Genomic DNA, 22,506 nt, shown 5'->3' on the forward strand with positions numbered 1-22,506 from the left:
AACGGGACGGACTCCGGCGAACCGGTCGTCGGAGTTGTCGGGATCAATCGCGCGACGTGGGTTCCCATTTTTTCCGGTGATCCACAGCACTTCGCGGACGCGATCCACACTGAGGTGTTCTCAGTAGCGGGGTGGCAGGTCGTGGCGACACGCCGAGGGTGGTGAGATGAGCGGGAACGGGGCAGGACCCCGGTAGATCGGTTCGGTCCAGCACAGATCGACACCGTCACCGAGGTCCTGCATGTCTGATCCTGTCACCTACACCGCTGTCCTCCCGATCGGGGAGCGCACCGTGGCCTATCTGGCGCGGCTCCTGGTCCTTCAACGCCGTCGACGTGGCACCCGGCGGCGGGCGTTGACCCCGTTCGCCCAGGCAGTGCTGGTGATCCGCTGGTTCTGTGATGCTACCCGGGTCCGATGTTTGGCCGGTGACAACGCGATCAGCACTGCAACGGCCTACCGTTACCTGCACGAAGGCATCGACGTCCTCGCCGCGGCCGCACCCGGCCTGCACGGAGCCCTGCTCGCCGCCCGCACAGCCGGGCACACCCACGTGAATCTCGACGGCACCCTGATCGCCACCGACCGGTGCCGCGCGCTCGGCCTCACCCCCGGGGTCGACCTGTGGTGGTCGGGCAAGCACCGCCGCCACGGCGGGAACATCCAGGTCCTCACCGCACCTGATGGATGGCCGCTATGGACCAGCGACGTGCGGCCGGGCCGCGAGCACGACACCCGCTGCGCCCGTACCCACCCCGGGCTGCTCGAGGGCCTGGCCGCGTTCACCGACGACACCCACGCCGCGCTGGGCGACCTCGGCTACGAAGGCGAAGCCGACCGGCTCACCGTGCCCATCAAACTCGCCCCCGGCCGCGGGCAGACGGTCAACCAGCGCACCGTCAACACCCTGCACTCAGCCCTTCGTGCTCTGGCCGAACGCGGAAACGCCCTGCTCAAGACCACCTTCGCCGCGTTGCGGCGAGTCACGCTATGTCCCTGGCGCACCGGCGCGATCACCGCAGCTGCGCTCGTACTACTCCACACCGAGTACGACCGCACGACATGATCAACCCGCTACTGAGAACACCTCACTGTTTTACGATCAGGTCAACGGCGCGTGAGAAGGCCGTTTCCGTCGTGGGCTCCCCGTTTCTGGGAAAGAGGTGTGTCCGATGTCCGATCGCCGGCCAGACTCCACCGATTCCGCCGATTTCTGCACTCCGTGCCTGGTGTTGGACATGGACACCGTCCGAGAACGGTATGCCGAATTCGGTGACGCCCTCCCCGGTGTGGACCTGTTCTATGCGGTCAAGGCGAATCCTGACCCGCGGCTCGTCGCATTCCTGGTCGGTCTCGGCGCACGATTCGACGTCGCCAGTCGGCCGGAGCTGGAACTGTGCCTGGCGGCCGGTGCCCGGCCCGCGGACATCTCCTACGGCAGCACCGTCAAGAAGGAACGCGACATCGCGTTCGCGCACCGCAGCGGCGTGCGCCGGTTCGCCGTCGACTCGGCCGCCGAGCTGGCGAAGATCGCCCGGTGCGCGCCGGGAGCCGAGGTGTTCGTCCGGGTCGCCTGCAGCGGCGCGGGCTCATGCTTCCCGCTGGACCGCAAGTTCGGGTGCTCGCCCGCCGCGGCCGCGTCGCTGCTGCTCGACGCCGACGCGGCCGGGCTGCGCGCGGCGGGTGTGTCGTTCCACGTCGGCTCCCAGCAGCTCGACCCGGGAGCGTGGCGCGCCGGGATCGCCGACGCCGCGGAGGTGTTCCGCAGGGTCCGCGCCCGTGGTCTGCGGCCGTACCTGCTCAACCTCGGTGGCGGCTTCCCCGCGCACTACGACGCGCACGTCCTCCCCCTGGCGGACTACGGCGTCGCGATCCGGGACGCGGTCGCCGCGGAGTTCGGCGACGACCGGCCGGAGCTGATGATCGAGCCGGGCCGGGGCCTCGTCGCCGGCGCGGGGACGCTCTACAGCGAGGTCGTGCTCGTGTCCGACCGGGACGGCGACGCCGGTCCGTGCTGGGTCTACCTCGACATCGGCCGCTTCGGCGGGCTCGCCGAGACCGAGGGCGAGCTGGTCCGCTACCCGATCCGCACCGCACACGACGACGGTCCCCGCTCGCCGGTCGTCCTGGCCGGACCGACCTGCGACAGCGCCGACGTGCTCTACCGCAGGCATCCCTACCTGCTCCCCGACGACCTGTGCGCCGGTGACGTGGTCCGGCTGCTGCACACCGGCGCCTACACCACCAGCTACTCCTCGGTCGGCTTCAACGGGTTCGCCCCGCTGCGCTGCGTCTGCACCGGGGACCCCGCCACGGGCGGGTCCGGAACGTCGGTGCGTGCGGCTAACGTCGCCGTGTGAGCTTCCTGCGCCATCCCCACCTGTCGGGTGACACACTCGTCCTGGTCGCGGAGGACGATCTGTGGACGGCTCCGGTCGCGGGCGGGCGGGCCCACCGCCTGACCGCGGACGGGGTGCCGGTCACCGCGCCGCGCTTCTCACCCGACGGCGGGTCGATCGCCTTCGGGTCCCGGCGAGACGGTGCGCCCGAGGTGTACCGGGTCGACGCCGAGGGCGGCACGCCCACCCGGCTCACCTGGTGGGGCGAGGCGACGACCCGCGCGGCGGGCTGGACCCCCGACGGGGCGGTGGTCGCGTTGTCGGCGCACGGGGACGCGACCTCCCGGCTGTGGGCGTACGCGGTCCCGGCGACCGGCGGCACACCGGAGCTGCTGCCGCACGGCACGCTCTCCGCGCTCGCCCACCAGCCCGGCGGCCCCGCCGTGCTCACCCAGGTCGAGGGCGGGCGGGACGCGGCCCACTGGAAGCGCTACCGCGGCGGGCGCGCGGGCCGGCTCTGGCTCGACGCCACCGGGACCGGGGAGTTCACCCGGGTCCTCGCCGGTCTGGCCGGGCAGCTGGAGTGCCCCATGATCGTCGACGACGGGTCGGGCCCGCGGCTGGCGTTCGTCTCCGACCACGAGGGCTGGGGGAACGTCTACTCCGTCCCGCTCGCCGACCCCGGCACCGACCTGCGCCGGCACACCGACCACGGCTCCGGGGGCGGCACCGACTTCTACGTCCGGCACGCGAGCACCGACGGGCGCCGGGTGGTCTACGAGTCGGCAGGGGAGATCTTCCTGCTCGACGACCTGTCCGCCGCCTCGCAGCCGCGCCGGATCGACGTCCGGCCCGGCGGGCCGCGGCGCGCCCGCGAGCCCTTCCGCGCGTCGCTGCCCGCCGACCTGGGCCCGGTCCGGCCGGACCGCACCGGACGGGCGAGCATCGTGTCGGTGCTCGGCACCGTGCACCGGCTCACCCACCGCGACGGCCCCGCCCGCGCACTGCTCGCCGAGCCCGGCGTGCGCGCCCGGCTCGCGCACCCGCTCGGCACGGACCGCGCCGTGTGGGTGGACGACGCGACCGGCGAGGACGCCGTGGTCGTGGCCCCGCTCGACGCGCACGCCCCGGCCGCCCCGGAGCGGGCGCGGTACGCCGCGGGCAGGCTCGGCCGGGTGCTGGAGCTGGCCCCGGCGCCGGACGGTTCCGCCGTCGCGCTCACCACGCACGACGGCAGGCTGCTGGTGCTGCACACCGGCGCCGAACCCGTGCCGGACCCGGTGTCCGGCCCCGACGAGCGACCCGACGACGGCGTGGTCGACGAGGCCGCCCCGGCCCGGCCGGCGGGGGAGCTGCGCGAGCTGCACCGCGGCACCGCGGGCGAGCCGTCGGACGTGTCCTGGTCCCCGGACTCCGCCTGGCTGGCCTGGTGCGACCCGACGCCCGAGGGGCTCTCGCGGATCGTGCTCACCCGGGTCGCCGACGGCGAGCACGCCGAGGTCACCCCGGCCCGCTTCCACGACAGCGACCCGGTCTTCACCGCCGACGGCAGGCACCTGGCGTTCCTGTCCCGGCGGGTGTTCGACCCCAGCTACGACGAGCACTCCTTCGACCTGACCTTCGGCACCGGATGGAAGCCGTTCCTGGTGCCCCTGGCCGCGCGGACGCCGTCGCCGTTCGGGGCGGGGCCGGACGGCCGCCCGGTGGACCCGGCCGACGAGGGCCCGGACGACCAACCCGCCACCCCACCGACACCCCCGGCCCCGCCGGAGCCCGGCGACGAGCCCGAGCCGCCCGGCGATGCCGCGGTCGGTGCCGCGGTCGACGGGGCGGTCGAGGGGGCGGTCGACGGGGCCGCCGACGGCGCGCGCCGCGCGGTGGCCGCGGCGACCGGGGCCGGGGCACCGGCCCGGGGAGGTGCGCGCGGCGGCCGTCGCGGGTCCGGGCGGGACGCCGACGAGGGGCCGCCGGAGGTCCTGGTCGACGTCGACGGGCTGGCCGACCGGGTCGTCGGTGTACCGGTCGAGGCCGCCCGCTACACCCGGCTCGCCGCGGTCCGGGGCGGCCTGGTGTGGCTGCGGCTGCCCAGCGGCACCGGCGTGCTCGGCGACAGCCTCCCCGACGACGACGCCGAGCCCGACCGCGCCGTGCTGGAGCGGTTCGACCTGGCCCGGCGCGCGGTCACCGTCGTCGCCGACCCGGCGTCGTCGTTCGCGGTGAGCGGTGACGGCACCCGGCTCGTCGTCCGGGACCGGGGCACGGTCCGGCTGCTGCGCGCCGACCGCGGCGGGTCCGCCGCCCCGGAGGACGACGCCGGCGGCGACGAGTTCACGATCGACACCCGTCGGCTCGTGGTCACCGTCGACCCGGTCGCCCAGTGGCGGCAGATGTTCGACGAGACCGCCCGCCTGATGCGCGACCACTTCTGGGTCGAGGACATGGCCGGGGTCGACTGGGCCGCCGAGACCGCCCGGTACCGGCCGCTGGTCGACCGGGTCGGGAGCCACGACGACCTGCTCGACGTGCTGTGGGAGCTGCACGACGAGCTCGGCACCTCGCACGCCTACGTCATCGGCGGCCGCGCGGGCGGCGACCCGACCGGGCGGCCCGGGCTGCTCGGCGCCGACCTCGGGCCGGAACCCGACGGCGGCCCGGGATGGCGGGTCCGGCGTGTCCTGCCGCCGGAGACCTCCGCGCCCGCCGCACGCAGCCCGCTGTCCGGGCCCGGCGTCGACGTGCGGGCCGGTGACGTGCTGCTGGAGGTGAACGGGCGCCCGCTCGACCCGCACTGGGGGCCCGCGCCGCTGCTCGTCGCGACGGCCGGGAGCACGGTGGAGCTCACCGTCCGCTCCGGACCCGACCGGCCCGACGCGGGCACCGTCCGCCGCGTGGCGGTGCGCCCGCTGCACTCCGAGGACGAGCTGCGCTACCAGGACCGGGTGGCCCGGCTGCGCGCCGAGGTCGCCGAGCGGTCCGCGGGGCGGCTGGGCTACCTGCACGTGCCGGACATGATGGGTTACGGCTGGGCCCAGCTGCACCGCGACCTCGCCCGCGAGACCGCGAAGGACGGCCTCCTGCTCGACGTGCGCGGCAACCGCGGCGGACACACCTCGCAGCTGGTGGTGGAGAAGCTCGCCCACCGCGTCATCGGGTGGGACCTGCCCCGGCACGGCGCACCCGCGACCTACCCCGAGCAGGCGCCGCGCGGCCCGGTGGTGACCCTGGCCGACGAGCGCTCCGGCTCCGACGGCGACATCGTCACCGCCGCGATCAAGCGGCTCGGGGTCGGCCCGGTCGTCGGGACCCGCACCTGGGGCGGGGTGATCGGCATCGACAGCCGCTACCGGCTCGTCGACGGCACCCTGGTCACCCAGCCCCGCTACGCCACCTGGTTCGACGACGTCGGCTGGACGATGGAGAACCACGGGGTGGACCCCGACGTGGAGGTGGTCGTGACCCCGCAGGACCGGGCGGCCGGCCGGGACCCGCAGCTGGACCGGGCGATCGAGATCGCCATGGCCCGGCTCGCCGAGCACCCGCCCGCGCGGCCGCCGGACCTCGCCGGGCGGCCGTCGGTGGCCCGGCCCGCGCTGCCGGGTCGGCCGGGTGGGGGAGATCGGCACCACATCGCGTGAGAGGCTGACCGCCGTGCGCACTCGCAGGATCACCGCCGCCCTGCTGATCGTCGGGGCCGTCGCTGTCACCGGGGCCGGCTGCGGTGCCGGGCCGAGCCGGGTCGACTCCGCCGCGATCGTCGGCGAGAGGTCGATCCCGCTCGCCACCGTGCAGCCCGCGATCACCTCCGTGCTCACCCGGCCCGGGCTGGTCGACGGTCTGAAGGCCCAGGGCGGCTCCCAGGCCGACATCGGCCGGGCCGTGGTGTCCCAGCTGGTGATCCGCGACCTGATCGGCCTGACCGCCCCGGAGCAGGGTGTCACCGTGACCGACCAGCAGGTCACCGCGGCGATCGCCCGGCAGGGCGGCGAGCAGGCGGTGCAGGAGTCGTCGCTGGCGGTCGGCGGTGTGCAGGCCGCGACCCGGGACGAGCTGACCCTGACCGAGCTCGCCCGGCGTGAGCTGCCGCGGCTGTCGGTGACCGCGGACGTCGCGGTCGCCCAGGACCGGGCCCAGGCCACGACGCTGGCCCGCGAGGTCGCCGCCGGCGGGCAGCGGGCCGAGGCGGCGCTGGCCGGTGCCGGCACCACCCAGCGCGGGCTCGCGATCCGCCCGGCCGAGACCCCGCAGGCCGCGCTCACCCCGCTGATCGGCATCCCGGCCGGCTGGGTCGCGGCGTTCCCGCTGGGCAGCGGCCAGGGCTGGGTCGTGGTCCGGGTGACCGAGCGCGACCTCGGCGCCCCTGCCCCGGGCAATGCGGTCGGCCAGTTGGACCAGCGGTCGCTGTCCGAGGCCGGGATCCGGATGCTCACCCCCACCGCGCTGCGCACCGGGGTGCAGCTCAACCCCCGCTACGGCGTGTGGGACCCGATCCAGATGCTCGCCGTGCCGACCGCCGAGGACGCCTCCGTGGTGTTCCCGGTCGCCGCCGGCAACCCGACCCCGCCCGCCCCCTGATGGCCGCGACGATCGTCGTCTGTCCCCGTCGCGGGGCCGCACTCCCGGCCGCGGCGCTGTCGGTGCTGCGCTCCGCGACCGAGGTGCTCGCCGTGCCCGGTCTCGACGCCGGTGCCGCCGCCGGGGCCGTCGACTGGACCGGCACCGACCCCGCCGAGCTCGCCGACGGCACGGTGCTGCTCGTACCGGCGGGCCACCCCGCCGCCGCGCACCCCTGCGCGGTACCGCCGCCGACCGGGCACGCGGTGCTGGACGCCGTCGCGGTGATGGACCGGCTCCGCTCACCCGGCGGCTGCCCGTGGGACGCCGAGCAGACCCACACGTCGCTGCTGCGCTACCTCGTCGAGGAGTGCTACGAGCTGTACCAGTCCATCGAGGACGGTGACCGCACCGAGCTGCGCGAGGAGCTCGGCGACGTCCTGCTGCAAGTGCTGTTCCACGCCCGCGTCGCCACCGAGCACCCCGACGCCCCGTTCGGGATCGACGAGGTCGCGACCGGGCTGGTCGACAAGCTCGTCGGTCGCCACCCGCACGTGTTCGCCGCGGGGGAGCAGGTCGCCACGGCCGCCGACCAGGACCGCCGCTGGGACGAGCTCAAGCGCGCCGAGAAGCAGCGCGAGTCCAGTGTCGACGGCGTCGCGACGGTCCAGCCGGCCGTCGCGCTCGCCGCGAAGCTGACCTCCCGCACGGCGAAGGCCGGGCTGCCCGTGGACCTGCTGCCCGCCGGCGACGACGCCGGTGCGGCACTGTTCCGGCTGGCCGCGGCCGCGCAGCTCGGCGGCGGCGACCCCGAGGCCGCGCTGCGCACGGCCGCCCGCGAGTTCGAGGCACGGGTGCGGTCGGCGGAGAAGGCCGCCGCCGCGGACGGGCTCGATCCGCACACGCTGACCGCGCAGGACTGGCGTCGCTACTGGGCAGGCCCATGACCCAATCCCCGATCGGGTGATACCCGTCGGTAACGTGTGAGCGTGCGCACTCAGTCGCTCCTCGTGGCCATCGGCGGCATCGTGGCCCTGATCGTGGTCGTCTCGCTGGCGACCGGCCCGGACTTCGGGCCGTCGCTGCCCCGGACCCCGGTCGACCGGCAGTCCGCCCCGCCCGCGTCCGCGCCGCTGCCCGCGGACACCGACGTCGTCGCATGGGCCAGGGCCACCGCGGCCGAGGCGGACATCCCCGAACGGACCCTGCAGGCCTACGCGAACGCCGAGCTGCGCCAGCGCGAGCGCACCCCGGCCTGCCGGTTGAGCTGGGCGACGCTGGCCGGGGTCGGCCGGATCGAGTCCGGGCACGCCACCTTCCGCGGCGCCGAGCCCGGCCCGGACGGCCGCGTCGACCCGCCGATCATCGGCATCCCGCTCGACGGCACCAATGGCACCCGCCGGGTCGCCGACACCGACGGCGGCCGCCTCGACGGCGACCCGGTGCTGGACCGCGCGGTCGGGCCGATGCAGTTCCTGCCCGGGACCTGGGCGCGCTACGGCGCGGACGGCAACGACGACGGCGTCGCCGACCCCCAACAGGTCGACGACGCCGCGCTCGCCGCGGCCGGCTACCTGTGCGCGAACGGGCGCGACGTCGCCGAGGCGGGGGACTGGTGGCGCGGGGTGCTCGCCTACAACGCCTCCCGCGAGTACGCCGGCGACGTGTGGGCCGCCGCCGCGGACTACGCGCAGCGCACCGCCGCCCCCGCACCGCCCGCCCCCTGACGGGGCCGGCCCCGGCGTCGCAGGGTCAGGCGAGCAGCGCGCGGCCCCAGTGGTCGTCGCCCTCGGCGAGGCCGGGCGGGACCGCGAACAGCGCCGAGCCGCTGTGCTCCAGGTACTCGCTGAGCGCGTCGGAGCGGGCCAGCCTGCGCTGCATCGGCACGTACTGGCGCTGCGGGTCGCGCACGAACGCGATGAAGAACAGGCCGGCGTCGAGGTGCCCGTGCCCGTCGGAGCCGTCGACGAAGTTGTAGCCGCGCCGCAGGATCCGCGCCCCGCCGTTCTCCTGTTCGGAGGCGAGCCGGATGTGCGCGTCGTCCGGGATGACCGGCCCGGAGGCGTCGGTCGCGGCGAGGTCGGCGGTGTCGAACTCGGCCGTCCCGGTCAGCGGCGCGCCCTCGCCCTTGTCCCGTCCGATGGTGCGCTGCTGGTCGTCGAGGTTGGAGCGGTCCCACACCTCGATGTGCATCCGGATCCGACGCGCCACCAGGTAGGAGCCGCCGCGCAGCCACTCCGGGCCCTCGTCGCCGACCCACACGTGACGGTCCAGCAGGTCCGGTTCCTCGGCCTTGAGGTTGTTGGTGCCGTCCTTGAAGCCGAACAGGTTGCGCGGCGTGGCCTGCCCGGTGGACGTCGACGACGTCCGTCCGAACCCCAGCTGCGACCAGCGCACCTCGGTGACGCCGAAGCCCTCGCGGACCAGGTTGCGCACCGCGTGCACGGCGACCTGCGGGTCGTCGGCGCAGGCCTGGATGCAGAGGTCACCGCCGGAGCGGGCCGTGTCGAGCTGGTCGCGCTGGAACCGCGGCAGCGCGGCGAGCCCGGCCGGGCGCCGGTCGGTGATGCCGAGCCTGTCGAAGAACCCGGAGCCGACGCCGAAGGTCAGCGTCAGCGACGACGGCGGCAGCCCGAGCGCCTCGCCGGTGTCGGCCGGGGCGGTGTAGCGGTTGCCGGGCAGCGCGCCGCCCTCGGCGGTCTCCCGTCCGGCCGTCATCCGCTCGGCCGACGCCGTCCATCGGGCCAGCAGGTCGCGCACCGCGTCCCGGTCGGTGGTGGTGAGGTCCAGGGCCACGAAGTGCAGCCGGTCCTGGGCGGGGGTCACGATCCCGGCCTGGTGGGCGCCGCGGAAGGCGACGGTCCCGTCGCCCGCCGCGGCGCCGTTCCCGGACAGGCCGTACCCGGCGGCGACGCCCGCCCCGGCCAGGGCCACTCCGGCGCCGGTCAGGCCGAACAGTCCCCGCCGGGAGACGTGCAGCGGGCTCATGCGGTGACGGTGCCCGCGACCTTGCTGACCGGCTCGGCCAGCGCGTCGACGGCCGCGGCCATCTTCTTCGTGTCCTCGGGCGTCAGCTGGGTGTAGAGCTTGTAGCCGTCGCCGACGCGGTAGCCCTGCAGCAGCGTGTCGACGGCTTCGAAGCGCTGGTCGAGCAGCGGGCCCAGCGCAGGGTCCTTCTGGTCGATCACCGGGCGCAGCGCGGCGACGGCGGCCTGCGAACCCTCCACGTTGGCCTGGAAGTCCCACAGGTCGGTGTGGGAGTAGCGGTCCTCCTCACCGGTGATCTTGCCGGTGGCGACCTCGTCGAGCAGGCTCTTGGCGCCGTTGGCGAGCTCGGCCGGGGTGAGCTTCAGACCGGGGATGCGGCCCTGCAGGTCCTTGGTGTCGGTGACCAGGGTCGCGGCGATCTGCGGGGAGTCGGCCTTCAGGCCGTCGACCCAGAGGTCCTTCTCGAGCCGGTGGAACCCGGTCCAGGCGACGCCGGGGTCGCGCTCGTCGTCCTCACGGCCGTCCAGCTTCGGGTCGAGGTCGCCGAAGGACTCGGCGATCGGCTCGATCCGCTCGTAGTAGGTGCGGGCGACCGGGAACAGGGTCTTGGCCTTCGCGACGTCGCGGGCCGACACGGCGGCGGCGAACTCGGAGGTCTTGGTGACCAGCGCGTCGGACTGGGAGGACACGTAGCGCAGGTAGCCGGCGGTGGCGGCGGCGAGCTCGGCGTTGGTGTCGGTGGCGCGCTGTGCGGACCCGGTGACGGTGAACGGGGCGCGGATGCCGTCGCCGGACATACCGGGCTTGCACGCGGTGGTGTAGGTGCCGCCGTCGGGGACCTCGACGATCAGGTCGCGGGACAGGCCGGGGCCGATGTTCTCGACCTCGCCCATGATCCGGTCGCCGGTGGCGTAGAGGTAGAACTCAGTGACCTTGCTGCCGGCGTTGGTGATCCGGAAGGTGACGTTGCCGGCCGGGGCCTGCGGGGTCGACACCTCGCAGGCGGTGTCGGTGGCGTTCACGGTGATCGGGCCGCCGTCGCCGGGTCCCTGCGCCGCCGGGGCGGTCGAGGTGCAGCCGGCCAGCAGGGCGGCGGCGACGGTGAGCGACGCCAGGCCGGCAGCCGTGCGCGTGACGGGGGACATCGTGCGTACTCATCGAGGGACGGACACCGTGGACGGTGCAGGGTTCAGGCGCCGGTGGCGGCGGGGGTGCGCCGGCGGGCCGGGCGCAGGAACAGCGCCAGGACCACCACGACGTAGAGCGACCAGACGACGGCCTGCAGCACGGTCGTCTGCGGGGAGAAGTTGAAGATCCCCTTGAGGAGCGTGCCGTACCAGGAGTCGGCGGGGACGACGTCGCTGACGTCGAAGGCCAGGGTGTTCAGGCCGGGCAGGAGCCCGGCCTCCTGCAGGTCGTGGACGCCGTAGGCGAGGATCCCGGCGGCGACGAAGATCAGCAGGAAGCCGGTGACGGTGAAGAACCGCCCCAGGTCGATCTTCAGTGCGCCGCGGTAGATCGCGTACGCCAGCGCGACGGCGACCGCGATGCCGATCAGGAACCCGACCAGCGGTCCGGCGGTCTCGCCCGCGGCCTGCGCTGCGGCGAAGAAGAAGATCGCGGTCTCCAGGCCCTCGCGGCCCACGGCGAGCGCCGCCATCACGACGACGGCCCACGGCCCCATCGACACGGCCCGGTCCAGTGCACCCTCGAGCTCGCGGGACAGGGTCCGGCCGTGCGAGCGCATCCAGAAGATCATCCAGGTGACGAAGCCGACCGCGATGATCGAGAGGGAACCGCCGAGCGCCTCCTGCGCCTGGAACGTCAGCGCCTGCTGGGTCAGGGTCAGCCCGAGCGTGACACCGACGCTGACGGCGATGGCGAGCGCGACGCCGGCCCACACCCGGGGCAGCTCGGACCGACGCCCGGTGCGGACCAGGAAGGCCACCAGGATCGCCACGACGAGCGCGGCCTCGAGTCCTTCGCGCAGCCCGATGAGCGCGTTTCCCAGCATGCGACCTCCAGCGGCACGGACACCACGAGCAGTCGCCAGGTGAGGGTGAGCTGCCGGGCGGGAAGGCTAACCTCACCCGATCGAGGAGGGAAGTGTCGCGAGGCATTCGCCCCGGAAGATCCGTTTTCGCAGTTCAGGGGCGGTCGGGCGCGAGTGCGATGCGGGCCCGCACCTCACCCAGCGCCTCCTGGTACTCCGGGCGCGGGTCCATCGCCGAGGCGATCTTCAGCTGGGTCTCGGCCTCGCCGAGCCTGCCCTGCCGTTGCAGTGTCTTGCCGAGCGCGAAGCGCGCGTAGTGGTCGGCCGGATCCATCTCGACGACCCGCACGAACGCGGCCTCGGCCTTCCGCAGCTGCGCCGAGTCCAGGTAGGGGCGGCCGGCGAGCAGGTGCACCGAGGCGTCGCCGGGTTCGTCCGGACCGTGCGCGTCGAGGACGGGACGGAGCGCGTCGAGGGCCTCGAGCGGGCGGTGCCGGGAGAGCAGGCGGTCGGCACGGCGGAACGCGGCGACCGGGTCCTGGTGGTTCGCACGGGGACTGCTCATGGTCACCCCCACGTTAGGTGCGATCCGGGCGGGATGCGAGGCCTTGACAGACCACCGGTGCGGAGCAGGGTGACGCAAGCGTCCCCCGCCGGGGGCCGACCGGTGACTACGCTGACGCACCGGACGACACCCGCGATCAGAACAGGAGTCACGGTGGCGGTCATCGAGCAGGTCGGGGCACGCGAGATCCTCGATTCCCGGGGCAATCCCACGGTGGAGGTCGAGGTCGCGCTGGACGACGGCACGCTGGCGCGTGCCGCGGTCCCGTCGGGCGCCTCGACCGGTGAGCACGAGGCCGTCGAGCTCCGGGACGGCGACAAGAACCGCTACGGCGGCAAGGGCGTCGAGAAGGCCGTCGCGGCCGTCCTCGACGAGATCGGGCCGGAGCTCGTCGGCGTCGAGGCGGTGGACCAGCGACTGGTCGACCAGCGCCTCGTCGACCTCGACGGCACCCCGGACAAGTCGAAGTTCGGCGCGAACGCCCTGCTGGGCGTGTCGCTGGCCGTCGCGAAGGCCGGGGCGGAGTCCTCGGGCCTGGAGCTGTTCCGCTACGTCGGCGGCTCCAACGCGCACGTCCTGCCGGTGCCGATGATGAACATCCTCAACGGTGGTGCGCACGCCGACACCTCCGTCGATGTGCAGGAGTTCATGGTCGCGCCGATCGGTGCGGAGACCTTCCGCGAGGCGCTGCGCTGGGGCGCGGAGGTCTACCACGCGCTCAAGTCGGAGCTGAAGGACAAGGGCCTGTCGACCGGCCTCGGCGACGAGGGCGGCTTCGCCCCCGACGTCAAGGGCGGCACCCGCGGCGCGCTCGACCTGATCGCCGCCGCCGTGCAGCGCGCCGGCTACACGCTGGGCACCGACGTCGTGCTGGCGCTCGACGTCGCCGCGACCGAGTTCCACGAAGGCGGCAAGTACTCCTTCGAGGGCAAGAAGATCACCGCGGACAAGCTGTCCGAGGTGTGGGCCGAGCTGGTGGCCGCCTACCCGCTGGTCTCGATCGAGGACCCGCTGGACGAGAACGACTGGGACGGCTGGGTCGCGCTCACCGAGTCCATCGGCGACAAGGTGCAGCTGGTCGGCGACGACCTCTTCGTCACCAACCCGGAGCGGCTCGAGGACGGCATCGCCCGCGGCGCCGCGAACGCGCTGCTGGTGAAGGTCAACCAGATCGGCACCCTGTCCGAGACCCTCGACGCGGTCACGATGGCGCACAACGCGGGCTACCGCTGCATGATGAGCCACCGTTCCGGGGAGACCGAGGACGTCACCATCGCGGACCTCGCTGTCGCGACCGGCTGCGGCCAGATCAAGACCGGCGCCCCGGCCCGGTCCGAGCGGGTGGCGAAGTACAACCAGCTGCTGCGCATCGAGGAGCTGCTCGGTGACGCCGCCCGCTACAACGGCGAGCTGGCGTTCCCGCGGTACCAGGTGCCCGGCCAGAGCTGAGGCTCCGGTTGTTCCCTCGTCGGTGACGGCGGTGCCGCCCGGATCGTCTGCGGACGGTTCGGCGCGGCACCGTCACCGGTGCCCGATCGGGCGGCATGCTGGACGGGCCGCCACGCAGCGGCACCGAGCAGCACTGGCGGGTGAGGGAACCCGGTACGGACGGGAGGGTGCATGGCGGACCGTCGGGGACGTGGACGGGACGCTCGCGCCCGCACGACCGGCACGGGTCGTGGCCGGGCCGCGGCGAAGCCGCGGAGCACGACCGGGCGCTCGGCGCGGGCCCCCGCGTCGACGGGCGGCTCCGGTGCGCGGTCGCGTCCGGCCGGCCCCCAGGGCGCCCGGCCGCGTCTCACCCGTGCCCGGTCCCGCGCCGGCGAGGTCGTCGCCCGCACGACCGGCCTGCTGGGCCTGTCGTCGACGAAGCGGGCCGCCATCCTGGCGATCGTGGTCTGCGCACTCGCGCTGACCGTCGCGGTGCCGCTGCACAACTTCGTCGCCCAGCGCCAGGAGCTGTCCGACGTCTCGGACCGGCAGCAGGCGCTGGAGGCCGACGTCGCGCGGCTGGCCGCCGACCGTGCCCGGCTCTCGGACCCGGCCGAGGTCGAGGCCCAGGCCCGGGCCCGGCTCGGGATGGTCGAGCCGGGGGAGACGCCCTACGTGCCGCAGTTCCCGGCCCCGCCGGCGCCGGTCGTCGAGGACGGTCAGGCCGAGCCCGGCGTGCCCTGGTTCCACACCCTGTGGAACGACGTCGTGGGCGACCCGCGACGATGAGAGCGTGAGCAGCACTCGTTCCCGTCCGCCCGGTCTGGAGTCGGGCCCGGTCGCCCAGGCCGACCTCGACGCCGTCGCCGACCAGCTCGGTCGCGCCCCGCGCGGGGTCCTCGCGATCGCCTACCGCTGCCCCTCCGGGCACCCCGCGGTCGTGCAGACCGCCCCGCGGCTTCCCGACGGCACCCCGTTCCCGACGCTGTACTACCTGACGTGTGCCCGGCTCGCGTCGCGGATCGGGACGCTCGAGGCCGAGGGCCGGATGAAGGAGATGGAGGAACGGCTCGCCGTCGACGACGAGCTGGCCGCCGCCTACCGCCGCGCCCACGAGACCTACCTCGCCGAGCGCGACGCGATCGAACCGCTGTCCACGCACCCCGACGTCACCGCCGGGGGCATGCCGGACCGGGTGAAGTGTCTGCACGTGCACGTCGCGCACGCCCTGGCGGCCGGGTCCGGGGTGAACCCGTTCGGCGACGAGGCGCTCGAGGAGATCGGGGAGTGGTGGCGGTCCGGGCCACCCTGCCTCTAGACCGGCTGTTCACGGCCCGGGCCGGGGGCGCGGAGGGCATCGACCGCGAGCCGGGCGAAGCGGGCCGCGTCGCGTGCGCGGGTCGCCTCCGGTGCGAGGGCCAGGCCACGCCCGGCCCGGAGGATCAGGACCAGGTCGTCCAGGCCGAAGTCGGCCCGCAGCGCACCGGCCGCCCGCGCCCGTGACACGAGACCGTCGAGCATGCCGAGCAGCTCCCGCCGGTGGCCGACGAGCAGGTCCCGGGCGGGCTCCGCGCTCGTCAACGCGTCGACGAAGCCCCGGTTCCGCACGTTCAGCGCGAGGAGCCGGTGCACGACCGTCCGGAATCCGCGCCACGGGTCGTCGTCGGCGACTCCGTCGACGACGATCTGCCGGCACTCGTGCATCTCCTCGGTGAACGCCTCGCGGACCAGGTCGTCGCGGGTGGGGAAGCGGCGGTACAGGGTCGCGGGGCCGACCCCGGCCCGCCGGGCGATCGCGCGCATCCCGACGTCCAGTCCGTTCTCGGCGAACAGGGCGCGGGCGGCGACGAGGATCCGGTCGCGGTTGTCCTGCGCGTCGGCCCGCAGACGAGGCAGCTCGCGGTCCATCCGTCTCACTTCCGCCGAAGTGGACGGGTGCGTCCACTACCGTCGCCAGGGTAGCGGGACCAGGGAGGACCGGCGATGCAGGCAGTCAGGATCCGCGAGTTCGGTGGCCCGGACGGGCTGGAGATGGTCGACGTCGCCGTACCGGAACCCGGCGCGGGGCAGGTCGTCGTCCGGACCGAGGCGATCGGTGTCGGAGGTGTCGACGCGGTGATCCGGCGCGGTGGTCTCGGTACGCGCTTCCCGGCCGGGATGGTGCCGGGCAGCGAGGCGGCGGGAGTCGTGACCGCGACCGGGGAGGGGGTCGACCCGGCGTGGACGGGGCGCCGGGTCTGGGCCTTCACCGGTACCGGCGGCGCCTACGCCGAGCAGGTCGCGGCCGCGGTCGGCGACGTGGTGGCCCTCCCGGACGCCCTGTCCGCGACCCGTGCGGTGACGCTCGGCAGCGCCGGGCCCGTGGCGCACTTCGCCCTGGCCCACGCCCATCACGCACCCGGTGAGAGCGTCCTGGTCCGGGGTGCGGCGGGGAGCATCGGCATCGCGACGGTGGAGCTCGCCGTGCGGGGCGGCGCGAGCACGGTCGCGGTGACGACCTCCTCGCCGGAGCGCGGCCGCCGGCTGCGCGAGCTCGGGGCGACCCACGTCCTCGACCGGTCCGGTGCGGGTGGGCCGGACTCCTACGACGTGATCGTCGACGTCGTCGGGGGGCCGGACGTCCCGGCGTTCCTGGACCGGCTCGCGCCCAACGGCCGGCTCGTCCTCGTCGGTGCGGTGGCCGGGTTCCCGCCCGCCGACGTGGGGTCCGCGTTGATCCGGGCGTTCCAGCAGTCGCGCTCGCTCGCCACCTTCAGCCTGGACACCGTCCCCCGTGACCGGCGGGACGCGGTCCGCGCCGACCAGTTCGAGGACGCCGTGCGGGGTGGACTCAGCACCGTCGTCGACGGGGTGCTGCCCCTGCGGTCGGCGGCGCAGGCACACCGCCGGATGGACGCGGGCAGCGTGTTCGGGCGGCTCGTGCTCGTGCCCGGCGACGGTGCCGCCCGGGCCTGACCGGCCGGTGTGTCAGCCGACGGGCGTCGCCCGGTCCAGCAACACCCCGACGCTGTCCTTGCCCGGCCGGGTCCCCGCGGTGCGCAGCGGCCCGTCGGCGTCGAGCCGGGTCGTGAGGAAGACGTCCGCGACGGCCGTCGGGGCGTGGCGGACCAGCAGTGACCCCTGCAGCGCCAGCGCGGCCAGCTCCGCGAGACGGCGGGCCCGCCGTTCCTCCGGCGCGGCCAGCTCGGCGCGCAGCGCGGTGACCGTCGCGTCCAGCCGCGGGTCGGATCCCGCGGCCAGGTCGATCTCGGCGAGCAGCGCCTCGACGGCGTGCGGCTCGCGGGCGATGGCACGCAGGGCGTCGAGCGCGGTGACGTTGCCCGAGCCCTCCCAGATCGAGTTCAGCGGCGCCTCGCGGTAGAGCCGGGGCAGGTCGGACTCCTCGACGTAGCCGTTGCCGCCCAGGCACTCCAACGCCTCGGCGACGAGGGTCGAGGCCCGCTTGCACACCAGGTACTTCGACACGGGCAGGGCCAGGCGCAGCAGCGCCGTCTCACCCCGGTCGACGGCGCCGGCCAGCCGCAGCGCCAGGACCGTCGCGGCCTCGGTCTCGGCGGCGAGTTCGGCGAGGACCTCGCGCATCAGCGGCTGGTCGGCCAGCCGGGCGCCGAAGGCCGACCGGTGCGCGACGTGGTGCGCGGCCTCGGTGACCGCGGCCCGCGCGGTCGCCGCGGAGCCGAGCACGCAGTCGAGCCGGGTCATCGAGACCATCTCGATGATCGTGCGGACGCCCCGGCCCTCGTCGCCGACCCGCCACCCGACGGCGCCCGCGTACTCGATCTCCGACGAGGCGTTGGACCGGTTGCCCAGCTTGTCCTTGAGCCGCTGGAGCCGGATCGCGTTGCGGGTGCCGTCGGGCAGGACCCGGGGCAGGACCAGGCAGGTCAGCCCGCCGGGGGCCTGGGCGAGGGTGAGGAACAGGTCGTTCATCGGGGCGCTGGTGAACCACTTGTGCCCGGTCAGGCGGTAGCTGCCGTCGGGCTGCGGGGTGGCGACCGTGGTGCCCGCGCGGACGTCGGAGCCGCCCTGCTTCTCGGTCATCGACATCCCCGCGAGCAGCCCGTCCTTGTCCGCGGGGACGGCGAGCCCTGGCGCGTAGGTCCGCGCGGTCAGGCCGGGCTCGTAGGCGGCGGCGAGCTCCGGGGCGTGGCGCAGTGCCGGCACCGACGCGTAGGTCATCGAGATCGGGCACAGGTGGCCCTGCTCCACCTGCGAGGTCAGGTAGAAGCCCGCGGCCCGGGTGACGTGCGCGCCGGTGCCGGGTGCCGCGGCCCAGGGGGTGGCGGCGAGACCGTGCTCGACGCTCGTGCGCATCAACGCGTGCCAGGACGGGTGGAAGGCGACCTCGTCGACGCGGTGCCCGGTGCGGTCGTGCGTGCGCAGCTCCGGCTCGTGGGCGTTCGCGGCGCGGGCGTGCTCGCGGTGCTCCGCGGTCCCGACGGCCGCGGCCACCGCCTCCAGCGCCGCCGCGTCCCCGCCTTCGCGCGCGAGCGCCTCGGCGACGGCCGGGTCCGCGGAGAGCAGATCGCCGTCCGAACGCGGCGGGACCTGGTTGAGGACCTCGTGGGTGCCGAGGTCCGACACCGGGGCGGGGGTGTGCGTCGTCGCCATTACCGGAGGGTAACCCGGACCGGCGGCTCCACCGAGTGATCGCGACTACGGTGAGGTCCGACGGTCGCCGAGAACAGGGAGTGCCGATGTCGCGGGTCGCCGCCATCGACTGCGGAACCAATTCGATCCGGCTGCTGGTCGCCGACGTCACCGAGGCGTTCGACGGCCAGAAGGAGCTGCGCGACCTGCACCGCGAGATGCGGATCGTGCGGCTCGGCAAGGGCGTCGACGCGACCGGCCGGCTCGACCCGGAGGCGCTGGAGCGGACCCGGGTGGCACTCGTCGACTACGCGGTCGCCGCCCGCCGCAAGGGCGCCGAGCGGGTCCGGATGGTCGCGACGTCGGCGACCCGGGACGCGTCGAACCGCGAGGACTTCTTCGCGATGGTCCGCGACACCCTCGGCGTCGAGGCGGAGATCATCTCCGGCGACGAGGAGGCGCGCCTGTCGTTCGTCGGCGCCGTCGGCGACCTCGACCCCGACGACGGCCCGTTCGTCGTCACCGACGTCGGCGGCGGGTCCACCGAGGTCGTCGTGGGCGAGCTGCGCGACGGGGTCGCGGTGGTGACCGCGGCGAAGTCGGTCGACATGGGGTCGGTGCGGCTGACCGAGCGCTGCCTGCCCTCCGACCCGCCGTCGGAGGCCGAGATCGACTCCGCGCGTACGGTCGCCGGTGAGGTGCTGGCCGAGGCGTTCGCGTCGGTGCCGGTCGAGACCGCGAAGACCTGGGTCGGGGTGGCCGGGACGATCACCTCGCTCTCCGGGATCGCCCAGGAGCTGCCCGCCTACGACCGCGAGCAGGTGCACGGCTCGACGCTGACCCGCGAGGACCTGCACCGGGTCGCGGACCTGCTGATCCGGTCGTCGCGGTCGGAGCGGGAGAAGCACGGTTCGCTGCACCCGGGCCGCGTCGACGTCATCGGTGCCGGATCGCTGGTCGTGCAGGCCCTCGCCGACGAGCTGCACGCGCGCGCCGGGATCGACCGGGTCGTCGTGTCCGAGCACGACATCCTCGACGGGATCGCGCGATCGATCGCATGAACCTGGCGGTCCTGGACCAGCGGATCTCCGAGTGCCGGGCCTGCCCGCGGCTGGTCGAGTGGCGCGAGCAGGTGGCCCGAGAGAAGCGGGCCGCGTTCCGCGACGAGACCTACTGGGGTCGGCCGGTACCCGGCTTCGGCCCGCCCGACGCGCGGATGCTGATCGTCGGGCTGGCCCCGGCCGCGCACGGAGCGAACCGGACCGGGCGCATGTTCACCGGCGACCGCAGCGGCGACGTGCTCTACGCCGCGCTGCACGCCGTCGGGCTGGCCTCGCAGCCGACCGCCTCGCACATCGGCGACGGCCTGGAGCTGTACGGGGTCCGGATCACCGCGCCCGTGCACTGCGCGCCGCCGGCGAACAAGCCGACCCCCGCCGAACGGGACACCTGCCGCGGCTGGCTGGAGCAGGAGCTCGACCTGCTCGCCCCGACGGTCCGATCGATCATGGTGCTCGGCGGCTTCGGGTGGCAGGCGCTGCTGCCGGTGCTCGCCGGGGCGGGGTGGACGGTCCCGCGGCCGGCCCCGAAGTTCGGGCACGGGGCGTCGGTGACGCTGGCCCCCGCCCGCCCCGACCGGGAGCCGCTTGAGCTGTTCGGCTGCTACCACGTGAGCCAGCAGAACACCTTCACCGGACGACTCACCCCGGCCATGGTGGAGCAGGTCCTGGCCGACACCGCATCGGCCGGCGGATTGACGCCGATCCGACGATAAGTCTCGTCGTCGCTGGTCGGGGTGAGGTCCGGGGTTGCTCTGCTCTGCTCACCGCTACGCAGCACCCTCCCCGCCGCGCCGCTGCCGTCGTCGAGATGCAGCTCAGCGGGGTTCCGGCGCGGGGTGCCACCCGCTGAGCTGCATCTCGGCGGGTGTCCCGGTAGCGGGGCTCAGTCGGTGGTGAAGCGGTGCAGCCGCATCGCGTCCTGCATGGCGGGGACGTGCCCGGCCGCCGACAGCAGCGGACGCAGCCACACCCGCGGCTCGCGCAGGGACACCTCGTCGTAGATCGAGACGTCGTCGCGCTCGGTCAACGACGGGTGCCGGTGCGCGAACTCGGCGGGGTTCCACGACCACCGGAACTCGGTGCCGACCGCGCGGAACGTCGGCGTCCAGCGCGAGGCGCGCACCGTCCACGGGGCGACGGCGTCGAACGCCAGCGTGGCCGCCGGGGTGCCGGCAACGACCCGGTCGACGGTGGCGTGCACGGCCTCGGCCGGGAGGTACATGAACAGCCCTTCGGCGACGACGAGCGTCGGCAGCGCCGGGTCGACGGCGGACCACCAGTCGTCGTCGACGACGGAGCCGGAGACCTGCTCGACGTTGTCGGGGAAGTCGTAGAGCCGACGGCGGACGTCCATGACCTCGGGCTGGTCGACGTCGACCCAGCGGCACGTCGACGGCACCCCGACCCGCAACGGCCTGCTGTCGAGCCCGCAGCCCAGGTGCAGGACCTGTCCGGCGGGCTCGGCGGCGAGGAACTCCCGCGTCCAGCCGTCGAGGATCGCGGCGCGGCACACGATGGTCGAGACGTCGCCGGTGAACTGCCAGAGGCCGTGGACGTCGTGCTGGATGCGGTCCCAGACGGGCTCCGCCCACGGGTCGCCGAGGATCGGGCGGCGGGACCGGGCGTCCAGGCGTCGCATGTAGAGGGTCATCAGCAGGGTCGCCGCGGCGCCCCGGAGGTCGACCTTCTCGGTGCTCGGCATGAGTTCTTCCCGCCCTGGCTACGCTGTCGCGGCGCCCCCGTAGCCCAACGGCAGAGGCAGGCCCCTTAAAAGGGTCCCAGTGTCGGTTCGAGTCCGACCGGGGGCACCCCGCTTCCACGTCGAGGCTACCCCTCTGACCAGCGGTGACACCCGCCCCGGCCACCGCGCCGCGGGTCGCGGACGATACGCGGACGCGGGAGCGATGCGTGGTTGCATCGTAGGTCAGGGCCGGTGTGACAGCTCTCTGTAGTTCCGTCCTCCTCTTCGCTGTCGGAGGGTTGCGTCAGTACTTCCGCACGGTGCGTTCGGACAGTCCTGGAGTCCAGACGGTGATGTCGAGATGGCCATCGACGAGTTGAACGGCGGACGCACTCGTGATGTCGGCTGCGTAGAACGTCTCGAACTCCCGCCCCCGGATGTCGAGTCCGATCAGGGTGAAAAGATGTTCTGCGAATCGTTGCTGTTGTTCTCGGTCGGGTATGTGATGGACTCGACCCGACAGCTTCGCGTCTCCGTCGGTGGGGTGTGTGCTCACCGTCGCGCTGTGGAGGCAGAAGCGGGGGTCGGCCGCGAGATCGCCGAACTTCCGTGTGCCGGGCATGCCGATGATCCACAGCCGATCTTCGAAGATCCTGGGTTCCATCGGGCTGATCCGAGGTGACCCATCGGCGCGGACGGTTCCGAGCATGCACAGGTTGTCGGTGGCAACGTATCTACGTTCGAAGATCTCCGCGACGGTCGGTGCGGCGAGTACGAACTCGCTCCAGCTCATCATGCCCGTCCTCCGGCGGGCGGAAGGTTCTTCTCGTAGCGACGACACGGAACGACGATGGTCGCCTCACCAGCGGTCCTGGCCTCGTAGTCGATGGCCCCCACGTCTCGCCAACCCTCGCGCTCGTAGAAGCGACGGGCGCGCCTGTTTCCGGGGGCGACAGCAAGCCAGCATCGAGGGTGTCCGTCTGCGCTGATGAGTCCTTCACCGTGGCGCAGCAACTGCGCTGCCGCACCGGTTCCACGGGCTGCTCGCCCGACGTACAACTGCTCGATCTCGGCCTTCTTCACCGTCACGAAGCCGATGACGTCGTCGTGGTCGACGACGACTGTCGTGGAGGAGATCTGCGCCGGCGTGCGGTGGCGAAACGTTGCGGGAGTGCGGTGCCCCAGCAGCGCATCCGGCACGTGGCCGACATGTCCGTCCCGCCATCCGTCGTGCCACAGCTCTGCGATCGCCTCACGGTCAGCGGCGTTCGCCGGTCGTAGTGTCGTCGGGCTCGTCGAGGTTCTCA

Annotated in this window: 21 protein-coding genes and 1 tRNA gene; 13 read left to right on the forward strand and 9 right to left on the reverse strand. The window is 74.1% G+C overall.

Annotated features, from left to right (window positions below; translation table 11 throughout):
• The first annotated feature begins 241 nt into the window (after positions 1 to 241).
• From Ae331Ps2_RS14355 to Ae331Ps2_RS14380, 6 genes are all read left to right on the forward strand, one after another.
• Positions 242 to 1,066, forward strand: coding sequence for a transposase family protein (locus Ae331Ps2_RS14355; protein WP_075313133.1), 825 nt, complete (start codon positions 242 to 244; stop codon positions 1,064 to 1,066).
• A gap of 106 nt (positions 1,067 to 1,172) precedes the next feature.
• Positions 1,173 to 2,360: a type III PLP-dependent enzyme gene (locus Ae331Ps2_RS14360; RefSeq protein WP_083695559.1), complete on the forward strand. Its 1,188-nt coding sequence runs from the start codon at positions 1,173 to 1,175 to the stop codon at positions 2,358 to 2,360.
• Entirely contained in the window at positions 2,357 to 5,974 is a 3,618-nt protein-coding gene (locus Ae331Ps2_RS14365; RefSeq protein ID WP_075308319.1) for a S41 family peptidase, read from the forward strand. Before Ae331Ps2_RS14360 ends, Ae331Ps2_RS14365 begins: the two co-directional genes overlap by 4 nt.
• 13 nt (positions 5,975 to 5,987) lie before the next feature.
• Positions 5,988 to 6,911, forward strand: a complete 924-nt coding sequence (locus tag Ae331Ps2_RS14370) for a SurA N-terminal domain-containing protein (protein WP_158071447.1) — start codon at positions 5,988 to 5,990, stop codon at positions 6,909 to 6,911.
• Positions 6,911 to 7,837, forward strand: a complete 927-nt coding sequence (locus Ae331Ps2_RS14375; RefSeq protein ID WP_075308317.1) for a MazG family protein — start codon at positions 6,911 to 6,913, stop codon at positions 7,835 to 7,837. Before Ae331Ps2_RS14370 ends, Ae331Ps2_RS14375 begins: the two co-directional genes overlap by 1 nt.
• Positions 7,838 to 7,879: 42 nt before the next feature.
• Entirely contained in the window at positions 7,880 to 8,617 is a 738-nt protein-coding gene (locus tag Ae331Ps2_RS14380; protein WP_233147418.1) for a lytic transglycosylase domain-containing protein, read from the forward strand.
• Between the two features lie 25 nt (positions 8,618 to 8,642).
• Here the strand turns inward: Ae331Ps2_RS14380 and efeB are convergent, their stop codons facing one another.
• The 4 genes from efeB to Ae331Ps2_RS14400 all read right to left on the reverse strand — a co-directional run bounded on the left by efeB (position 8,643) and on the right by Ae331Ps2_RS14400 (position 12,436).
• A complete protein-coding gene (efeB, locus tag Ae331Ps2_RS14385) occupies positions 8,643 to 9,878 on the reverse strand; it encodes an iron uptake transporter deferrochelatase/peroxidase subunit (RefSeq protein ID WP_075308313.1) in 1,236 nt (411 codons plus the stop codon).
• A complete protein-coding gene (efeO, locus tag Ae331Ps2_RS14390; RefSeq protein WP_075308311.1) occupies positions 9,875 to 11,023 on the reverse strand; it encodes an iron uptake system protein EfeO in 1,149 nt (382 codons plus the stop codon). The genes efeB and efeO overlap by 4 nt, the downstream gene beginning before the upstream one ends.
• Positions 11,024 to 11,067: 44 nt before the next feature.
• The gene (gene efeU / locus Ae331Ps2_RS14395) at positions 11,068 to 11,892 is read right to left on the reverse strand and encodes an iron uptake transporter permease EfeU (RefSeq protein WP_075308309.1); all 825 of its coding nucleotides are present in this window, start codon (positions 11,890 to 11,892) and stop codon (positions 11,068 to 11,070) included.
• A 133-nt stretch (positions 11,893 to 12,025) separates the two neighbouring features.
• A complete protein-coding gene (locus Ae331Ps2_RS14400; RefSeq protein WP_075312380.1) occupies positions 12,026 to 12,436 on the reverse strand; it encodes a tetratricopeptide repeat protein in 411 nt (136 codons plus the stop codon).
• Between the two features lie 153 nt (positions 12,437 to 12,589).
• Between Ae331Ps2_RS14400 and eno the strand changes: the two genes are divergently transcribed.
• From eno to Ae331Ps2_RS14415, 3 genes are all read left to right on the forward strand, one after another.
• Entirely contained in the window at positions 12,590 to 13,885 is a 1,296-nt protein-coding gene (gene eno / locus Ae331Ps2_RS14405; RefSeq protein ID WP_020625110.1) for a phosphopyruvate hydratase, read from the forward strand.
• A 171-nt stretch (positions 13,886 to 14,056) separates the two neighbouring features.
• On the forward strand, positions 14,057 to 14,656 hold the full coding sequence (locus Ae331Ps2_RS14410; RefSeq protein ID WP_075308307.1) for a septum formation initiator family protein: 600 nt from the start codon (positions 14,057 to 14,059) through the stop codon (positions 14,654 to 14,656).
• Between the two features lie 4 nt (positions 14,657 to 14,660).
• Positions 14,661 to 15,185, forward strand: coding sequence for a DUF501 domain-containing protein (locus Ae331Ps2_RS14415; protein WP_075308305.1), 525 nt, complete (start codon positions 14,661 to 14,663; stop codon positions 15,183 to 15,185).
• On the opposite strand, the gene Ae331Ps2_RS14420 is transcribed toward Ae331Ps2_RS14415, so the two are convergent.
• Positions 15,182 to 15,775 (reverse strand): TetR/AcrR family transcriptional regulator, encoded by a 594-nt coding sequence (locus tag Ae331Ps2_RS14420; RefSeq protein ID WP_020623101.1) that lies wholly within the window; start codon positions 15,773 to 15,775, stop codon positions 15,182 to 15,184. The genes Ae331Ps2_RS14415 and Ae331Ps2_RS14420 overlap by 4 nt on opposite strands.
• Positions 15,776 to 15,850: 75 nt before the next feature.
• On the opposite strand from Ae331Ps2_RS14420, the gene Ae331Ps2_RS14425 reads away from it, so the two are divergent.
• Positions 15,851 to 16,822 carry a zinc-binding dehydrogenase gene (locus tag Ae331Ps2_RS14425; protein WP_075308303.1) on the forward strand — a complete coding sequence of 324 codons (972 nt, stop codon included), beginning with the start codon at positions 15,851 to 15,853 and terminating at the stop codon, positions 16,820 to 16,822.
• 12 nt (positions 16,823 to 16,834) lie between these two features.
• Here Ae331Ps2_RS14425 and Ae331Ps2_RS14430 read toward each other — a convergent pair whose 3' ends face one another.
• The gene (locus tag Ae331Ps2_RS14430) at positions 16,835 to 18,478 is read right to left on the reverse strand and encodes an acyl-CoA dehydrogenase family protein (RefSeq protein ID WP_075308302.1); all 1,644 of its coding nucleotides are present in this window, start codon (positions 18,476 to 18,478) and stop codon (positions 16,835 to 16,837) included.
• An 86-nt stretch (positions 18,479 to 18,564) separates the two neighbouring features.
• Here Ae331Ps2_RS14430 and Ae331Ps2_RS14435 point away from each other — a divergent pair, with 86 nt between their 5' ends.
• Together Ae331Ps2_RS14435 and Ae331Ps2_RS14440 are read left to right on the forward strand one after the other, a co-directional pair.
• Positions 18,565 to 19,518, forward strand: a complete 954-nt coding sequence (locus tag Ae331Ps2_RS14435; RefSeq protein ID WP_043280876.1) for a Ppx/GppA phosphatase family protein — start codon at positions 18,565 to 18,567, stop codon at positions 19,516 to 19,518.
• The gene (locus tag Ae331Ps2_RS14440; RefSeq protein ID WP_020626456.1) at positions 19,515 to 20,231 is read left to right on the forward strand and encodes a uracil-DNA glycosylase; all 717 of its coding nucleotides are present in this window, start codon (positions 19,515 to 19,517) and stop codon (positions 20,229 to 20,231) included. The genes Ae331Ps2_RS14435 and Ae331Ps2_RS14440 overlap by 4 nt, the downstream gene beginning before the upstream one ends.
• Positions 20,232 to 20,401: 170 nt before the next feature.
• Here the strand turns inward: Ae331Ps2_RS14440 and Ae331Ps2_RS14445 are convergent, their stop codons facing one another.
• A complete protein-coding gene (locus Ae331Ps2_RS14445) occupies positions 20,402 to 21,220 on the reverse strand; it encodes a class I SAM-dependent methyltransferase (RefSeq protein ID WP_075308301.1) in 819 nt (272 codons plus the stop codon).
• 33 nt (positions 21,221 to 21,253) lie between these two features.
• Between Ae331Ps2_RS14445 and Ae331Ps2_RS14450 the strand changes: the two genes are divergently transcribed.
• A tRNA-Leu gene (locus Ae331Ps2_RS14450) sits at positions 21,254 to 21,326 on the forward strand.
• A gap of 177 nt (positions 21,327 to 21,503) precedes the next feature.
• On the opposite strand, the gene Ae331Ps2_RS14455 is transcribed toward Ae331Ps2_RS14450, so the two are convergent.
• On the reverse strand, positions 21,504 to 21,995 hold the full coding sequence (locus Ae331Ps2_RS14455) for a pyridoxamine 5'-phosphate oxidase family protein (RefSeq protein ID WP_075308300.1): 492 nt from the start codon (positions 21,993 to 21,995) through the stop codon (positions 21,504 to 21,506).
• Positions 21,992 to 22,399, reverse strand: a complete 408-nt coding sequence (locus Ae331Ps2_RS14460; RefSeq protein ID WP_233147419.1) for a GNAT family N-acetyltransferase — start codon at positions 22,397 to 22,399, stop codon at positions 21,992 to 21,994. Before Ae331Ps2_RS14460 ends, Ae331Ps2_RS14455 begins: the two co-directional genes overlap by 4 nt.
• Positions 22,400 to 22,506: the final 107 nt, after the last annotated feature.

The sequence above is a fragment of the Pseudonocardia sp. Ae331_Ps2 genome, from assembly GCF_001932405.1.
GTDB lineage: Bacteria > Actinomycetota > Actinomycetes > Mycobacteriales > Pseudonocardiaceae > Pseudonocardia.

Excerpts from the sequence above, each read along its gene's own strand:
- Ae331Ps2_RS14355 (WP_075313133.1), top strand. The coding sequence starts at position 242 with ATGTCTGATCCTGTCACCTACACCGCTGTCCTCCCGATCGGGGAGCGC.
- Ae331Ps2_RS14420 (WP_020623101.1), bottom strand. The coding sequence starts at position 15,775 with ATGGACCGCGAGCTGCCTCGTCTGCGGGCCGACGCGCAGGACAACCGC.
- Ae331Ps2_RS14430 (WP_075308302.1), bottom strand. The coding sequence starts at position 18,478 with ATGGCGACGACGCACACCCCCGCCCCGGTGTCGGACCTCGGCACCCAC.
- Ae331Ps2_RS14445 (WP_075308301.1), bottom strand. The coding sequence starts at position 21,220 with ATGCCGAGCACCGAGAAGGTCGACCTCCGGGGCGCCGCGGCGACCCTG.
- Ae331Ps2_RS14440 (WP_020626456.1), top strand. The coding sequence starts at position 19,515 with ATGAACCTGGCGGTCCTGGACCAGCGGATCTCCGAGTGCCGGGCCTGC.
- efeO (WP_075308311.1), bottom strand. The coding sequence starts at position 11,023 with ATGTCCCCCGTCACGCGCACGGCTGCCGGCCTGGCGTCGCTCACCGTC.
- efeB (WP_075308313.1), bottom strand. The coding sequence starts at position 9,878 with ATGAGCCCGCTGCACGTCTCCCGGCGGGGACTGTTCGGCCTGACCGGC.
- Ae331Ps2_RS14360 (WP_083695559.1), top strand. The coding sequence starts at position 1,173 with ATGTCCGATCGCCGGCCAGACTCCACCGATTCCGCCGATTTCTGCACT.
- efeU (WP_075308309.1), bottom strand. The coding sequence starts at position 11,892 with ATGCTGGGAAACGCGCTCATCGGGCTGCGCGAAGGACTCGAGGCCGCG.
- Ae331Ps2_RS14410 (WP_075308307.1), top strand. The coding sequence starts at position 14,057 with ATGGCGGACCGTCGGGGACGTGGACGGGACGCTCGCGCCCGCACGACC.
- Ae331Ps2_RS14435 (WP_043280876.1), top strand. The coding sequence starts at position 18,565 with ATGTCGCGGGTCGCCGCCATCGACTGCGGAACCAATTCGATCCGGCTG.
- Ae331Ps2_RS14375 (WP_075308317.1), top strand. The coding sequence starts at position 6,911 with ATGGCCGCGACGATCGTCGTCTGTCCCCGTCGCGGGGCCGCACTCCCG.
- Ae331Ps2_RS14425 (WP_075308303.1), top strand. The coding sequence starts at position 15,851 with ATGCAGGCAGTCAGGATCCGCGAGTTCGGTGGCCCGGACGGGCTGGAG.
- Ae331Ps2_RS14400 (WP_075312380.1), bottom strand. The coding sequence starts at position 12,436 with ATGAGCAGTCCCCGTGCGAACCACCAGGACCCGGTCGCCGCGTTCCGC.
- Ae331Ps2_RS14455 (WP_075308300.1), bottom strand. The coding sequence starts at position 21,995 with ATGATGAGCTGGAGCGAGTTCGTACTCGCCGCACCGACCGTCGCGGAG.